This is a genomic window from Lacinutrix sp. MedPE-SW, from assembly GCF_001874145.1.
Classification (GTDB): domain Bacteria; phylum Bacteroidota; class Bacteroidia; order Flavobacteriales; family Flavobacteriaceae; genus Lacinutrix.
Map to the genome: position 1 here is coordinate 1 of NZ_MPCX01000018.1, position 15,700 is coordinate 15,700.

16 protein-coding genes are annotated in these 15,700 nt (G+C 29.4%); 1 reads left to right on the plus strand and 15 read right to left on the minus strand.

From position 1 onward, the window contains the following. The first annotated feature begins 156 nt into the window (after positions 1-156). Positions 157-651 (plus strand): hypothetical protein, encoded by a 495-nt coding sequence (locus tag BM549_RS13440; protein ID WP_290470742.1) that lies wholly within the window; start codon positions 157-159, stop codon positions 649-651. 4 nt (positions 652-655) lie between these two features. Here the strand turns inward: BM549_RS13440 and BM549_RS13445 are convergent, their stop codons facing one another. The 15 genes from BM549_RS13445 to BM549_RS13515 form a co-directional block, all read right to left on the minus strand. Beyond that, a complete protein-coding gene (locus BM549_RS13445; RefSeq protein WP_290470743.1) occupies positions 656-898 on the minus strand; it encodes a DUF6095 family protein in 243 nt (80 codons plus the stop codon). Beyond that, the gene (gene murQ, locus BM549_RS13450; protein ID WP_290470744.1) at positions 898-1,710 is read right to left on the minus strand and encodes an N-acetylmuramic acid 6-phosphate etherase; all 813 of its coding nucleotides are present in this window, start codon (positions 1,708-1,710) and stop codon (positions 898-900) included. Before murQ ends, BM549_RS13445 begins: the two co-directional genes overlap by 1 nt. Before the next feature lie 155 nt (positions 1,711-1,865). Next, complete coding sequence (locus tag BM549_RS13455; protein WP_013868666.1) at positions 1,866-2,681, minus strand: DUF4249 domain-containing protein; 816 nt, start codon at positions 2,679-2,681, stop codon at positions 1,866-1,868. Between the two features lie 3 nt (positions 2,682-2,684). After that, positions 2,685-5,060: a TonB-dependent receptor gene (locus BM549_RS13460; RefSeq protein WP_290470745.1), complete on the minus strand. Its 2,376-nt coding sequence runs from the start codon at positions 5,058-5,060 to the stop codon at positions 2,685-2,687. A gap of 77 nt (positions 5,061-5,137) precedes the next feature. After that, the gene (locus BM549_RS13465; protein WP_290470746.1) at positions 5,138-7,360 is read right to left on the minus strand and encodes an NADP-dependent isocitrate dehydrogenase; all 2,223 of its coding nucleotides are present in this window, start codon (positions 7,358-7,360) and stop codon (positions 5,138-5,140) included. 167 nt (positions 7,361-7,527) lie between these two features. Further along, positions 7,528-8,100: a pentapeptide repeat-containing protein gene (locus BM549_RS13470; RefSeq protein WP_013868657.1), complete on the minus strand. Its 573-nt coding sequence runs from the start codon at positions 8,098-8,100 to the stop codon at positions 7,528-7,530. 741 nt (positions 8,101-8,841) lie between these two features. Beyond that, positions 8,842-9,195, minus strand: a complete 354-nt coding sequence (rplS, locus tag BM549_RS13475; protein ID WP_013868656.1) for a 50S ribosomal protein L19 — start codon at positions 9,193-9,195, stop codon at positions 8,842-8,844. A 270-nt stretch (positions 9,196-9,465) separates the two neighbouring features. Further along, positions 9,466-9,954 (minus strand): GyrI-like domain-containing protein, encoded by a 489-nt coding sequence (locus BM549_RS13480; RefSeq protein WP_290470747.1) that lies wholly within the window; start codon positions 9,952-9,954, stop codon positions 9,466-9,468. 14 nt (positions 9,955-9,968) lie between these two features. Next, positions 9,969-10,646 (minus strand): tRNA (guanosine(37)-N1)-methyltransferase TrmD, encoded by a 678-nt coding sequence (gene trmD / locus BM549_RS13485; protein ID WP_290470748.1) that lies wholly within the window; start codon positions 10,644-10,646, stop codon positions 9,969-9,971. A gap of 191 nt (positions 10,647-10,837) precedes the next feature. Beyond that, entirely contained in the window at positions 10,838-11,470 is a 633-nt protein-coding gene (locus tag BM549_RS13490; protein WP_013868653.1) for a low molecular weight phosphatase family protein, read from the minus strand. A gap of 20 nt (positions 11,471-11,490) precedes the next feature. Then, positions 11,491-11,964, minus strand: a complete 474-nt coding sequence (locus tag BM549_RS13495) for a DUF6428 family protein (protein ID WP_013868652.1) — start codon at positions 11,962-11,964, stop codon at positions 11,491-11,493. Between the two features lie 54 nt (positions 11,965-12,018). After that, entirely contained in the window at positions 12,019-12,351 is a 333-nt protein-coding gene (locus BM549_RS13500; RefSeq protein WP_290470749.1) for a helix-turn-helix transcriptional regulator, read from the minus strand. A 79-nt stretch (positions 12,352-12,430) separates the two neighbouring features. Next, positions 12,431-13,261, minus strand: a complete 831-nt coding sequence (locus tag BM549_RS13505; RefSeq protein ID WP_290470750.1) for a class I SAM-dependent methyltransferase — start codon at positions 13,259-13,261, stop codon at positions 12,431-12,433. Positions 13,262-13,340: 79 nt separating this feature from the next. Continuing rightward, positions 13,341-13,970 (minus strand): tRNA (guanine-N1)-methyltransferase, encoded by a 630-nt coding sequence (locus BM549_RS13510; protein ID WP_290470751.1) that lies wholly within the window; start codon positions 13,968-13,970, stop codon positions 13,341-13,343. A 156-nt stretch (positions 13,971-14,126) separates the two neighbouring features. After that, a complete protein-coding gene (locus BM549_RS13515) occupies positions 14,127-15,575 on the minus strand; it encodes a glyceraldehyde-3-phosphate dehydrogenase (RefSeq protein WP_013868648.1) in 1,449 nt (482 codons plus the stop codon). Positions 15,576-15,700 lie beyond the last annotated feature (125 nt).

A 15,700-nucleotide genomic window follows, 5' to 3' on the forward strand; every position in this document is an offset into this window, starting at 1 on the left:
CTACATTTGTGGGAGAGTAGGTCGTCGCCTTTTTTATAAATCCTCAACGTTTATTCGTTGAGGATTTTTTTTTGCCCTTTTTGTAAGATTATATTTAAATGTTGACTAAATACGTTATAGATTGTATAATTAAATTTTTTCTAGTTAAATTCGTTTATGGATAATATTATAAAATGTAGCCTTGAAACTCTTCAAAAATCAAAAAAGCTACTATTAAGTCTTAATAGTGAAAGCTTAAGTAATGCTAGTATATCTCCATATTATTCTAGTATTGGCTCTCATTTAAGACACGTATATGATTTTTATAATTGTTTGCTTAATAATGGTAATGAAGGAGTTATAGACTTAACTATTAGAAAAAGAGATTTATCTGTAGAAACATGCTGTGATTCTGCAATTGGGTATTTAGATGATATTACATTAAAATTGAAATCTCTTAAATACGAAGCTAATACTTTAGTTAAAGTAATAGATGATCTTGGTTATGGAAATGTTGAAATAAATTATACTTATCCTGCATTACTGGCTCAAGCAAATAGTCACACAATTCACCATTATGCTATAATTGGCTATATTTTGGACAGACTAAATATTGAGTTTTTAGATGATGATTTTGGATATAACCCAACTACTCCTAAAAAAACTAAATAAAACTTTATCTAGTTTTATTACTTTTAAACATACTATCTAAAATAGTATTTAGACCTTTAAAAGCAAAATATATTGCAGATATACAAAATAGAACACCTATAACGATTAAGGGTATATATAATATTTTTTCTTGATTACTAAATGCAATATATAATACTGTAGGTCCTAAAAACATAAAGGCTATAGATATTCCCATTTTTTTTAGACCTTTAACCAAAATATCTCTGTCTGTACTTTTTGTTTCCATTATTTTAAATAATCATTTATAGAAGCTCTTACACTTTTATTTTTTTCTAATAATTTTTGAGCTGTTTCTTTGTCTATTTTTAATTCTTGCATGACCATTGTAATTCCTCGATTTACAAGTTTATTATTGCTTAATTGCATATCTACCATTTTATTACCTTTTACTCTTTTGAGCTTAATCATAGTAGTAGTTGAAAGCATATTAAGTACTAATTTTTGAGCTGTTCCTGCTTTCATTCTTGAGCTTCCTGTTACAAATTCTGGTCCTACTATTACTTCAATTGGATATTTTGCAACATTAGATAATGGGCTATTTTTATTACAAGTAATACATCCTGTAATTATATTATTTTTATTACAAATATTTAGTGCTTCAATAACGTATGGAGTAGTTCCTGATGCGGCTATACCAATTACGATATCTTTATTAGTAATGTTGTGTTTTTGTAAATCTTTCCAACCTTGGTCTTTAGAGTCTTCTGCAAATTCAACTGCGTCTCTAATTGCTTTATCTCCACCGGCTATTAGACCAATTACCATATTAGGTGATACACCAAATGTTGGTGGACATTCTGAAGCATCTACGATACCTAGTCTTCCACTTGTTCCTGCACCTATATAAAATAGTCTTCCGTTATTTTTTAATTTTAATACTATTTGTTGTACAAGTTTTTCAATTTGTGGTATAGCTTTTTCTACTGCTAGTGGTACGCTTTGATCTTCTTTATTTATATTTTTTAAAATCTCTAAGGTTGCCATCTTTTCAAGATGGTTATAGTTTGAGTCTTTTTCTGTAGTTTTTTCGAATGTCATGTTTCAAAAGTACGATAATTGTTATAAATATTAATTGTATCAACGCGTTAGTGGTAGTAGCGGCATCCTTTTTTTTGTTGCGTTTATGCAAAAAAAAGATATAGCGGATGACACGACCAAATCATGCCTTAAAGCATGTTTTGGTAACGCCCTAATTATTGTATTGTATATGTTGTTTCTGTTGCTTGTGAAACTCTAAAATATCCAAGTGGATAGTTTTTTGCGTTTGTTTGATTTGTACAGTTTCCACGAACGGTTGCTGGTTGCACTTCAAATGGTCCGCCACCACCTTCGGAAGTTTGTTGTAATAATATAAACATATATTCGTAAAACTGTTTTGATATACCGTAGTTTTTTATTGATAGTTGATTTCCTGGTTGGGTATCTGGATTTGTATAAAAGGCAAATATTTGGTTTCCGTTTGTGAACTCGTCATTATATACTTCTAGGTACGGATTTGTTTCTGTTTCTTCTTGAAATTCGAAAAAATAATAGTTTTCTTCGTTAGCTGGGTCTGTATAATATGCTTTTATCTCGATTTCATCTCCTGTAAATCCTCCATCATTTTCTTGTTGTATTGAATCTATTTGTGTTACACTCGTCATTGTTTCTGTTGCTGTGTAACTTTCGTTATTATAGTTTATATTTAATGTGTAGGTTTCATTTATTTGTGGATTAAAATTGAAACATTCATATATCCCGTTATTGTTGGTATCATTAAAATTATATGTATTGTTATTTTGGTCGATTACTGATACTATTGCTCCTGTGGCAGCTGGTATTTGATTGTCGAAAAATGAAGTTGTAAGTGTTAATTTTATGGTTTGATAATTGCCAGATGTATTTTCGAACCAATTTATTGAAGCGTCTATAACTAATTTTGGTTCTGAGGTTGGAACGTCTACATCTATTACATCTTCACAGGCTGTTAAAAATAAAAATGATAATAGTATTAATGTTATGTTTTTCATTTTTTAAAATTTAAAATTGTAAGAAACTGATGGTACTATACCAAAAATTGATAACCTTGTTGCTTCGTTATTTCCTGTGTCTTCGTTTTGAGCAAAAGATATTGATGCTGCATTTTTTCTGTTGTATAAATTATATATACCAAACACCCATGAGGTTTGCCAACCTTTTGTTTTTTCTGGTTTAGGTGTGTAAGTGGCAGAGATGTCTATACGATTATAGCTTGGTAGACGTGAAGAGTTTCTAGCGCTATAGTTTGGTATAACAACTCCATTATATTCATATTGGCTATTGGGATATGTTGTTGGTTGTCCGGTTTGATATAAAAAATTGGCATTAAAATTCCATTTTTTATTAAAGTTATAACTAGAAGTTACAGATAGGTCGTGTGTTTTATCGTAACCAGTATTATACCAGTTGCCATTATTTATACCTGTTTCGTTTGGAGTACGTCCTTCAGTTTTTTGTTCAGATTTAGATATTGTATATGCTATCCAGCCTTTTAATCGTCCTTCATTTTTTCTAAATAATAATTCTAAGCCATAAGCTCGTGCTTTTCCATTTAGTATTACTCGTTCTATAGCATTGTTAGCTATAAGGTTTGCGCCGTCTATGTAGTCTATTCTATTTTTTACATCCTTATAGTAACTTTCAATTTCTAAGGAATAATCTCCATCTTTTATATTTTTAAAATAACCAATTGCATATTGATCTAAAATTTGTGGTTTTACATATTTACCACTTGGTGTCCACACATCTAATGGCGTTGGAGAACTTGTATTAGAAAGTAAATGTAGATTTTGAGTCATTCTATTATAACTAGCTTTTATAGATGATACTCTATTTAATTGATATGCTGCTGAAATGCGTGGCTCTAAATTAAAAAAGGATTTTATAGTTTTACTGCGGCTAAAAGATTGTGTACCAATAGCATCTGCACTTTGGTAAATTTGAAAATTATTATTAAAAACTACTGCTTGATTGTTTTCATAAATATTTAGTTCGTCTTGTCCTAAACGAAGAAAACTACTTAATCTTAGCCCATAGGATAATGTAAGTTTATTAGATACTTTGTGTTCTGCGTCAAGATAGATTGCATTTTCGAAAGCATATTTATCTATAAGTTTTTCTGCATTAATTCCAGAAGTTGGGGTAGAAGGTTCTATTTCTCCAGGGTTAAATTTATAATAGATACTGTTTAAACCGTATTGTAATTTAAACTTGTTACTTATATAATGTTTTAAATCGTATTTAAAATTAAAATTTCTTATGCCAGAATTAAAATCAAATTCTACAAAGTCTAAATCTAAGCCATAGTAATAGTCTGAATAAATTAGAGACATATTAGAAAATAACTTATCAGAAAACAGATGGTTCCATCTAAAGTTTAAAATTGTATTACCATATAAATTTCTAAAACTTTGAGAGAGACTAAAAACATCTCTACCAAAATATCCTGATAGATAAACACTATTATTTTCGTTAAGTTTATAACTTAATTTAGTATTTAAATCGTAAAAATAGGCCTTATTGTCTATATCAAAAAGTGGTAAAAATAAATGGGCATAAGAGCTTCTACCACCAAGTAAAAAGGAACCTTTTTCTTTTTTTATAGGACCTTCGATTAGCAATCTGCTAGATACTATTCCAATTCCACCATTCGCATGAAAGCTTTTGTTATTTCCATCTTTTTGATAAATGTCTAAAACCGAAGCTACACGACCACCATACCGTGCAGGAATGCCTCCTTTATATAATTTTAAATCTTTAATAGCATCTGGATTAAATACAGAAAATAGTCCAAATAAATGTGAAGAATTAAATACTGTAGCCTCATCAAGTAATATAAGGTTTTGGTCTGCAGCACCACCACGAACATTAAACCCAGAAGAACCTTCACCGGCATTTGTTACGCCTGGAAGTAGTGTTATAGCTTTTAAAACATCTGCCTCACCAAGAACTACAGGAATTTGTTTTATAGTAGATGCTGTAAGTGCATTAACACTCATTTGCGGTTTTTTTATGCTTAGCTTTTCAATGTTTTCTGTTATAATAACTTCGTCTAAACTTTCTGACGATTCTGTAAGAGTGAAATTTTGTTTTAAGTTTTTATCTAGTGTAATCGCTACCGTTTTATTTAGATAACCAACATAACTTAATACAATTGAGTAATTACCTTTAGGCAAAGTAATAGAATAAAAACCGTACTCATTAGTAATAGTACCAGTGTTTTCATTAGGAAAAAGAATATTAACACCAATTAATGTTTCGTTACTATTTTCTTCAAAAACAGTGCCGCTTAAAGTGAATTTTTCTTGCGCTATTAGCGATGAAATATTAAAACAAAATAAGAGAATTAGTAATAATTTAGAGGTATTCATCTATAGCATTTTATAAAGTAAATTTATAAAAAAAAGCTCCTAAAACAGGAGCTTTTTTATTAAACTTAATGTAAATTTTAGTTATTTAAAATACTGTTTAAAGTTTCACTTGGACGCATAGCTTTATTTACTAAATCTTCTTTAGGTTCGTAGTAACCTCCAATATTAACAGGTTCACCTTGTATATCGTTTAATTCGTTAACAATTTTAGTTTCATTTTCTTCTAGTTGTTTAGCTAAAGTAGAAAATTGAGAAGCTAATTCTGTGTCTTCGGTTTGGTTTGCTAATTCTTGAGCCCAATACATTGCTAAGTAAAAGTGAGAACCTCTATTATCTAATTCTCCAGCTTTTCTAGAAGGCCCTTTTTTATTTTCTAATAATTTTTCTGTAGCGTTATCAAGTGCATCACCTAAAATTTTAGCTTTAGCATTATCATTTACTTGGCTAAAATGTTCAAGCGAAACAGCAAGTGCTAAAAACTCACCTAAACTATCCCAACGTAAGTGGTTTTCGCTAGTAAATTGTTGTACATGTTTTGGAGCAGAACCACCAGCACCAGTTTCAAATAAACCACCACCATTCATTAAAGGAACAATAGAAAGCATTTTTGCCGATGTACCTAATTCTAGAATAGGAAATAAATCTGTTAAATAATCACGTAAAACGTTTCCAGAAACAGAAATAGTATCTTCTCCTGCTTTTACTCTTTTTAGTGTAAACTCAGTAGCTTTAATTGGAGATAAGATATGAAGTTCTAAACCTTCAGTATCATGGTCTTTTAAGTATGTGTTTACTTTTTTAATTAATTCTGCATCATGAGCTCTATTTTCATCTAACCAGAAAACGGCAGGAGTATTTGATGCTCTAGATCTTGTTACAGCTAACTTTACCCAATCTTGAATTGGTGCATCTTTTACTTGACACATTCTCCAAATATCACCAGTTTCAACAGTGTGTTCAATTAATACATTTCCATTAGCATCAATAACTTGTACTTTTCCATCTGTAGCGATTTCAAAAGTTTTATCGTGAGAACCATATTCTTCGGCCTTTTGAGCCATAAGACCAACGTTTGGTACAGTTCCCATTGTAGTAGGATCGAAAGCACCATGCTCTTTACAAAAGTTTATAGTAGCAGTATAAATTCCAGCATAACTACTATCTGGAATTACAGCTTTTGTATCTTGAGATTTTCCTTCTGCATTCCACATTTGTCCAGAGTTACGAATCATAGCAGGCATAGAAGCATCTATAATTACATCACTAGGTACGTGTAAATTTGTAATACCTTTATCGCTATTTACCATAGCTAAATCTGCATTATGCTCTAATGCATAACGAATATCTTCTTTAATTTCTTCGTGTTTATCTTCTGGTAACTCATGAAGGTTACTTAATAAGTTTCCAAAACCATTATTAACATCTACACCAATTTTTTCGAAAGTTTCACCATGTTTTTCAAATAATTCTTTAAAAAATACACGAACGGCATGACCAAAAATAATTGGGTCACTTACCTTCATCATGGTAGCTTTCATGTGTAATGAGAATAATACACCTTGCTCTAAAGCATCATCAACCTGCTCATCTAAAAATTCAATTAAAGCTTTTTTACTCATTACAGAAGCGTCAATAATTTCACCTTGTAATAAAGGGAAACTTTCTTTTAAAATGGTAGTATCACCATTAGCTGCAGTATGCTGTATTTTTACAGAAGTAGCATCTGTAACGGTTACAGATTTTTCGTTGTGTGCAAAATCGCCTTGAGTCATTGTAGAAACGTGAGACTTAGAGTCTTTAGACCATGCGCCCATAGAATGTGGATTCTTTTTAGCGTAATTTTTAACTGCTTTTGGTGCACGTCTATCACTGTTTCCTTCTCTTAAAACAGGATTTACGGCACTACCTTTTATTTTATCGTATCGAGATTTAGTATCCTTTTCGCTATCATTTTCTGGCTCATCTGGATAATTAGGTATCTTAAAACCTTGTTCTTGCAATTCTTCTATAGCTGCTTTTAATTGAGGAATAGAAGCACTAATATTTGGTAATTTAATAATATTAGCTTCTGGTTTTTTAGCCAATTCACCTAAATAAGCTAAATCATCATTAACTTTTTGATCGTCATTTAAAAAATCTGGAAAAGTAGCTAATATTCTAGCAGCTAATGAGATATCTTTTGTTTCAATATCTATTCCTGAAGATTTTACAAACGCTTTTACAATTGGTAAAAAAGAACGTGTTGCTAAAGCTGGAGCTTCATCCGTTTTTGTATAAATGATTTTTGGTGTAGTTGACATATATATATGAAGTTTTTAAATAATAAAAATCCGAAAAGTTTCGGAATGCGAATATACAAAATTTCAATGCTTTTTTAAAGCCAGAAGCACATCACTTAATTGTATTTGAATAGATTGCAAATATCTGTCTATGCTTTTATTAAATTAATAATTTTGGTAGCTAAAAATTATTCAATTATAATTTTAAAGTCTTTTAAAAGGCCTAAAATTTCATTTTTCGAAAATTTAGCGTTTTTCAGTTTATTTTTAATAGGTGAAATAGAGTAGTTGTATGCAGTAGTAAAATCTGTTTTTTCAAGGTTCGTGTTTTCAAATACTGCAAGATCAAGATTACAGTTGCTAAAAACTGCTTGTTGTAAATTAGAATTAGTGAAATCTGTTTTTTCTAATTTACAGTTTTTAAAAACGGTTTGTTTAATATCTAAGTTATAGAAAGAGGCTAAATTAAGCTTACAATTAGTAAAAGACATTTGTAATAAAAATGTATTACATTCATTAAAAGGCGTGCCAACCATTTTACAACTATCAAAGCTTACAGTTTTAAAAGCTGTTTCTCCAAGTTTTACAGCGCTAAAATTACAGTTTATAAATTCACATTCTAAAAAAGCTATGCCAGATAAATAGGTGCTACTAAAATCGCAGTTTGTAAACGTACAATTATCGTATTCTGCTTTAGGTAATGTTTGTTCTTTATAATCTATAGATTTAAAATTTTTATCGGTAATAAAAGGTAAGTTCATTATTAGTATTTGTGGTAAAAATACACTTTTTGAATTTCTAATAAATTATAGTGAAAGAGATTATAAAATAAAAGCCATAACATAATAGATTTAACTATTAATATTATGGCTTTTTTGAGATAACATTTTTAATTTATTTAGCTTTCACTAAATCAATCTAAAACCTAAGTTTTACATCTTTTCAATTTAAAAATTGTTAAATCAAAGATACATTTGGTTAACTTTCAAAATGTATTGACTTGTTACACCGTTTGTACCCGAAAATTGTTTTTCTTTAAACTTTAACCCGTATATATTTTATTTTAATAAAATATTTATTTTAAAGTCTTGTTTCTTCCTTTCGTATTCACTTTCGATCTCTACTACTTTTTCCGAAACTTTCAATTTTCACAACTACAGTCTGTGTTACATACTCTAGTTTTAAAAATATCATGGTTTTAAATAACAATATCTACATACAGTATTTAAAAACCTCAAAAAACAATAAATACTTAATTTTTTAAGTACTATTTAAAACTAATAAGTTTTAAATAAATTAACATAAATTTTAAGACAATTCTTAAAAACCAATAGTTTTGTTGTTAATTGTTTAGCTAATTTAATAAATAAGATTAGTATTAGCAAATTTATTAAAGTGCTATTTATCAACCAGTTATAAACTTAGGTTATTAACAATTGTTAATAAACAAAAAGCCTAACTTATTAAAGTTAGGCTTTTTAATGTTATTTAAAAGAAAGAGATTATTTTCTTCTCGCTTCTTTAATTCTTGCTTTTTTACCTGTAAGACCTCTAAAGTAAAAGATTCTAGCTCTACGAACTTTACCTCTTTTGTTAACTTCAACTTTCTGTAATGCAGGTAAATTAACTGGGAAGATACGCTCAACACCAATTGTTCCAGACATTTTTCTAATTGTAAAGGTTTCTGATGATCCAGTACCTCTTCTTTGTAAAACTACACCTCTAAAAAACTGTGTTCTACTTTTTTCACCTTCACGAATTTCGTAGTATACAGTAATTGTATCACCAGCAGAAAATTCTGGAAAGTCTTTTGTTGTTACAAACTCGTCTTGTACAAATTTAATTAAAGATTCCATCTTTATTTATTTTAAAATTATTGATTCAGAACAACATTCACGTATATCGCCAGAGGTTAACCCGAAATTGGCTGCAAATATAGTTATATTAACTTAAATAGCAAACAACTAAAATTAATTTTAAGTCATTTATATTTTGGGCGTTACCAAGCCATGCGAAAGGCAATGTCTTGGTCAGGCTTTCCGCTATATCTTTTTTAAGAAAAATAAAAAAGGATGCCGCATCAATCCTTAACGCATTACTATACTTTAATACTTCAATTAGCTCAACTATTTTAATATTATAGGTATGTAAACTGTTTCTTCAGAGTCTGGACTATTTCTTTTTGTAAGTTCACCAAGTACATTATAATGTGGTCTATTATCTAAAGCATATTTAGATTTTGGTAAATAGTCTGTAAATATATACTGCATTAAATTACCAAAATCTTTAGCTAAACCTTTGTAGTTAAAAACGGCATATAATCCACCAGTTAGTTCTAAATAATCAAAATTGTTAGTAAGTGTTTCTTTTTCTTTAACTTCTACAGTAGCCCATTTTGTAAAAGTATTACTAGGGTTAAAGTTTTTAAAATAGGTATCGTTGTATAAAACAACTTCAAAAACAGCATTAGAAACTTTATTTTCTATATGTTTTTTTTTCGGCATAAAATTAGAAAATAACGTAACAGTTTTATTATCTGTTAGAGACATTTCTATAGATTGCCCAATAAGGATTTTGCTTTTGGTTGTTACTATTTTAGGTTCTGTATATTGCATAAAGCGTTAAGTAATTAATCGTTTAACAAATCTGGTCTACGTTCTTTAGTACGCTCGTAAGCTTTTTCTTCACGCCATTTTTCAATATTTGCTGCATGACCGCTTAATAAAACCTCTGGCACTTTGTAACCTTTATAATCTCTTGGTTTGGTGTAAATTGGTGGAGCTAATAGATTGTCTTGAAAACTATCTGTTAACGCCGATGTCTCATTACCTAAAACACCAGGAATTAACCTAATTACAGCATCGCATAATACTGCTGCTCCTAATTCTCCACCAGACAAAACATAATCGCCAATAGAAATTTCTTTAGTTACAAACATATCTCTTACACGTTGGTCTACACCTTTATAGTGACCGCATAGAATTATTATATTTTCTTTTAATGATAAGGTATTTGCGATACTTTGATTTAAGGTGTTACCATCTGGAGTCATGTAAATAACCTCGTCATAATCACGTTGTGCTTTCAAAGCACTTATGCATTTATCTATAGGTTCGCAACTCATTACCATTCCTGCGCCGCCACCAAACTGTGTATCGTCTATAGATTTATAATTGTCTGAAGTATAATCTCTTAAATTATGAAAGTGAACCGAAACCAATTTAGCTTCTATTGCACGCTTTAAAATTGAAGCTTCAAACGGACTTTTAAGTAATTCTGGTAAAACGGTAATTATATCAATTCTCATTATGCTTTATCTTCTTATCAATTTACAAAGATAAATTAAATGCTGCTATAATTTAAACCAAGGTTTTACATGTTTTGCTTCTATTTAATGATAAGAATTAGTTTACTGTTTTTTTTAAAGAAAATCTCAATAAAAAAGTAAAGATTGAATCTTCATTTTTTATTGAGATATAAATTATAAATGTTTATTTCCTAGTTTTTAATTTGAGAAAACACATATAGCATTTCTGTTGCTATTTGTAAACTCCTTTCTTGGTATTTTTCGGCCTGTTGTGGTGTATTGTCAAATACTTTTGGATCTTCAAAAGTTATAGGTATTCTTTTTTCTGCTCCAGCAATAAAAGGGCAGCCGCCATCTGCTTGCGAACAAGTCATTACAGCTGCAAAATTAGATTTTGGATTAAATGTGTTATCTAATGTTTTAGAAAAACCAATAATTGGTTGCTCGTTATCACTATACTTTATACTGTATACAGGATTATTATCGTTAGACAATTTTGTAATATTAAATCCGGTATTTTCTAACGTTTTGGCAACCATTGGAAATAGAGCAGTAGCCTCTGTTCCAGCAGAATAGCAGTGTACATTTTTAATATTATAATACTGTGCTATTGTTTGCGCCCATATTTGAGATAAATGACTTCTTCTAGAGTTATGTGTGCAAATAAAATTAATTCTTATAGTTGCTTGGCTTTCTACTTTTTGCTGTATAAAATCTATTAAAGGTTGTAAAATGTCTTTACGTTCTTCAGCTATAGTGTTGACATTTAATTGTTCTATTATATTTTCAATTTCTTGAAACACTGTAGGTTTTGTAGTTATCATTTTTAATAGCTTTTAATTATTTAACAACAGTTTCCATCTGGAGAGCAACAAGGTTCGTCTCCTAAATTTAATAATTCTATTTTTTGTTTTTCGTCTTTAGCAGGAATACCGCATTGATCTTTTGCTAAACAATCTGTTTGTTTAGTTGTTAGTAAAAAGTTTTTACCGTTAAATTCTAAACCAAACTTCCCAATTGTATCGGCTTGATATTCTACTTCAATTTCTAAATCTTCAATTTTCAAAACTTTTTCAGATAGTTCTATTATGCTTAATAGTTTTTCTGGATGTAACCTATGGTCATAATCATTAGCATTCCATAATTGAAAATTTGCTATTTCTTCATTTCTAACGGTACCGCCACAGTCTATAAAGTTTTTAGTAATTTTTCCTACTTCTGTAACATGAAAGTGGTTAGGTACTAACTCACCATTTGGTAATTGAAATGCGATAGTATCTAATTCTTCTAAAATTAATTTTACTTGAGATAATTTCATGATTTCTTTTATTTGTTTATTGTAATAATACGATTAATAAATGTAAATTTTTTTTTAGCAACAGTCTTCTTTTTTGCTTAAGTCTTGGTTTAAAAAATGAAACATAGTATTTTTCATTTGCGACCATTTTTCTGTATCTATACAGTAGCAAACGCTTGTACCTTCAACATTTCCTTTTATTAATCCTAAAAGTTTTAACTCTTTTAAATGTTGAGAAATTGTTGGTTGCGCTAACCCAATTTCGTTAACTAAATCACCACACACGCATGTGTTTATTTTAAAAAGGTGTTGTAATATAGCTACACGAGCTGGATGACCAAAAACTTTCGCATACGTTGCAATTTCGTTTTGTTGATCTGTAAACATTTCGGTTTTAGCAAGTCCCATATTTCTTTTTTTTATTCATTGCAATATTACGATTAATATTGCATTCTGAAAAATTTATAACAAAAATTTAATAATATTATTATTTATCAGTTATGTTTTTAAGTACATAAAACCTTTCGTTTAAAACGTTGTTATTGTCTATGTTTGTTAGGTTTAAGTGTTTTTTAGAAAGTGTAAAATAATCTTGATCATCTATAAGTTTATAATTTTTTATTTCCGTATAAAAATCATCATTAACTGTTAAGTAATCTATTATATTAGTTTCGCTAGCTGTAAATTGTAGAAGTTTTTTAAAAGCACTCGTTTCTTGAATGTTTTCTCTAAATGAAGCACTTGCTATATAATCTCCTTGTTTTTGAATGCTATTAAAAAAATTAAATAGTGTTTTGGCTTCTTTCATTTTTAAGAAAAACAACACACCTTCTAATAATATAAAAGACGATTGATTTTTTACAATTGCATTTATTTTTTTTTGTAACTCTTCTTGATAATCATCATTAAAATCTACACCTATATATTGTATGTTTCTTTCTGGTAATTTTCCTGAAGCTATAAATTGTTTAGTTTGTTTTTGTTTGAATTCTATTATTTCTGGTTTATCTATTTCTATATTTATTAAAGATGAATCTAAACAATATGGATACATACTAAAACCACTTCCAAAATTTATAAGTACTTTAATTTTATTTGCTTTTAGCAATGTATTTATAGTATTAAAAAAATAACGGTTTCTCAAGCAATGCGCATTTGCTTCATGTTTTGATACTTTATTTAAATAGTTTTTAGACCAATCTTGAGCACCTTTGTTAGTCCATAGTTTAGCATATGGATCTAGACTTAAAGTTTCGTTTGATGCTCTAAATGCCGAAGTTATAAAGGCGGTATCATGTATTTGTATTGTTTTTGCCATAGCTTTACTTTAAAATTAATGCAAAAAAAAATCTGTAACCGAAGTTACAGATTTTTAATTTTAAACAGAATTCTAAATTTTAAATAGAATTTTTATGTTTATTTATTTCGTCTTGTAATTGTCTTCGTACTTTTTGTTCACGCTCTAAAGCAATACGTCTGTGTTCTTCAAATTCTTCTTCTGTTTCTGCTAAAGAAATTTTTGCTTGCTTAGTTACAGCGTTGCTATTTTTAAATTTATAAATAAAGAATAGAGCTAAGGCTAATAATGCACCAATAATAGACCACATTAAGCCATTATAACCTGTTTTACTCATTTGAATGCCAAATAGAGACATGCTATCTTTCTCTGTATTTGTTTGCTCTAAATCTCCTTGTGTAGCACTTAAGCTAGATTTAAGTTTTGTAATTTCAGAATCTTGTTTTGTTACAACCGCTTTGGTATCGTTTAATGTTTTATGTACCGCTTTTAAAGAATCTAAAGTGTTTTGTTTTAATTTTTCTATCCATTGTACTCTAATTACTTCGTAACGTTGTCCTCGACCATCTGTCCAACCATTAGATTTTTTAGTTAAATAATTAAATTGGCTTTCTATAGTACCACTATCTAGAGAGAGTTTTTCACCGTTATCTTCACTGTTGTTTTGTGCTTGAAGAAAACATGTAAAAAGGGTAAATAATAAAAGTAATGTCGCTTTATGAAAATTCATTGTAATAAAATTGGTTCTTTGTACTGCGAAAGTAAAAAATAATGTTCAGTTTAAATAAATATATATAATAAAAGCCTTGCTAAGTGCAAGGCTTTTATTATATACGTATTGTATTATGTATTTGGATTATATTTTTTTACAAAAAATCCTAATCTATTAATAATAAGTAAAGCGTCTTACTTTTGCAATATGCTTAGCTAAACGAATAACTTGATGACTGTAGCCATATTCGTTATCGTACCAAACATATAATATTGCATTTTTTCCATCTTTTCTTACTATGGTTGCTTTACTATCGTAAATAGAAGGCGCAGAGCTACCAACAATATCGCTTGATACTAATTCGTCACTCATTTCGTATTTAATTTGCTCTACTAAATCTCCTTCTAAAGCATATTTTTTAAGTGTAGCATTCATGCTGTCTACACTAGCTTCTGTTTCTAACTCTAAGTTTAATATAGCTAAAGATCCATTTGGTACAGGAACTCTAATGGCATTAGAGGTTAGTTTACCTTCAAACGTTGGTAATGCTTTAGAAACTGCTGCACCAGCACCTGTTTCTGTTATTACCATATTTAATGCTGCTGCACGTCCACGTCTGTATTTTTTATGGAAATTGTCTACTAAATTCTGGTCGTTAGTATAAGCATGTATAGTTTCTAAATGCCCGCTTTTAACACCATAAGTATCTTCAACAGCTTTTAAAACAGGAGTAATAGCGTTTGTTGTACAAGACGCTGCAGAGAAAATATCAATTTCATCTGGATTGTTTTCTAAGTGATTTACACCATGAACAATATTAGGTATTCCTTTACCTGGAGCAGTTAATAAAACTTTATCTGCACCTGGAGAATTTTTTAATCGCATTAATGCTTCTTTATCTCTAAAAGCACCAGTGTTATCTATAATTAAAGCATTGTTTATACCGTATTTAGTATAATCTATATCTTCTGGTTGGTTTGCCGAAATTATACGTACAGTGGTACCATTAATAATTAAAGCTTCGTTTTCTAAATCTACAGCAACTGTTCCAGAGAAATCACCGTGTACAGAATCATTACGCAATAGCGATGCTCTTTTTTCTAATACAGTAATATCATTTTTACCACGTGTTACAATAGCACGTAAACGCAATTGGCTACCTTTTCCTGTTCTAGTCATTAATTCTCTAGCAACCAAACGACCAATACGTCCAAAACCATAAAGTACTACGTCTTTAGGTATAATTTCTTCACTTGCACTAGCTTCTTTTAATTTGCTAGCTACAAATGCCATAGCATTGTTATGCTTTTGCTCTTCTAAATGATACTCGTAAGTTAATTTCCCAATATCTAGTTTTGCTGGCGGAATGTCTAATGTTTTAATTGCTTGTGCAATTTCTACAGAATCGAAAACCGAAATTGGCTTTTGAACAAACTCTCCTGCATATTCATGTAGGTTTAAAATATCGCTAACGTTTTTGTCTATTAATTGGTTTCTAAATAAAACCAACTCGATAGATTTGTCGTACCATAGGTCGCTAACAATTTTAATGAATTCAACAGTAGCGCGACGTCTATCGGCTTGAAATGCTAATTCGTTTTCATAGGTTTCTTTAACTGGCATTCGTTTATGTATTTAGTGTGTTGTTAAATTGTTTTCGGTTTCACTATTTTTTTAATTTTAAATTAATGGCTAGACCGAAATTTTTTGCAAAAGTATAGAATTCAAACGTTTTCGTAAAACATTTT